We start from the raw sequence: 709 nt of genomic DNA on the forward strand, positions 1-709 counted from the left end.
TGTTGAGCGGCATTGTTCCGGTGATCCCACCCAAAGCCAACCGCAAGAACCCGCCCCCATGCGACTTCAAGGCATACAAGGACCGCAACCGCATCGAACGCATGTTCAACAGGCTCAAGCAGTTCCGGCGCATCGCAACACGCTTCGACAAAACCGCGAAATCCTTCGCCGCCTTCCTCGTCTTAGCCGCTGTACGGATATGGATACCGTACTTTGTCAACAGGACCTAGAACACAGGAGATCATCAGGTCCGCTCAAAACACGCGCGACGATCGTGCCCATCACCACTCGCCTCATCACCATGATCAAGACGGTGCTTCTAAGGCCGCAGCTGAAGATCTTATGGTTAAGAACCCTGTTTGCGGCATGTCGGTGAATCCGTCGAAGGCCGAACACAAGGCCACCTTCGGCGGCAAGACCTACTACTTTTGCTCGAAAGGAATGCCTTTCCAAGTTCATGGTGAACCCCGAGAGTTATGTGATTGCTGCCGACCCGAAGCCCGCCGAGGCGCCGGCCGGCACCATCTGGACCTGCCCGATGCATCCGGAAATCCGTCGGAACGCGCCGGGATCGTGTCCGACATGTGGCATGGCTCTCGAGCCCGAGATGCCGTCAGCCGATTCAGCGCCAAGTCCCGAACTCGTGGACATGACGAGACGGTTTTGGATCGGCTCCGCTCTGGCGGTGCCGGTGTTCGTGCTCGAAATG

Annotated in this window: 2 protein-coding genes; both read left to right on the forward strand. The window is 58.0% G+C overall.

Going from position 1 to position 709, the window contains the following annotated elements; translation table 11 throughout:
• The coding region (locus WH91_RS00085) for an IS5/IS1182 family transposase (RefSeq protein WP_046168971.1) at positions 1-230 on the forward strand (230 nt) is incomplete at its 5' end.
• Between the two features lie 248 nt (positions 231-478).
• On the forward strand, positions 479-709 hold a 231-nt coding region (locus WH91_RS26005; RefSeq protein WP_428040591.1), incomplete at its 3' end, for a heavy metal-binding domain-containing protein.

Source organism: Devosia psychrophila (assembly GCF_000971275.1).
Taxonomy (GTDB): domain Bacteria; phylum Pseudomonadota; class Alphaproteobacteria; order Rhizobiales; family Devosiaceae; genus Devosia; species Devosia psychrophila.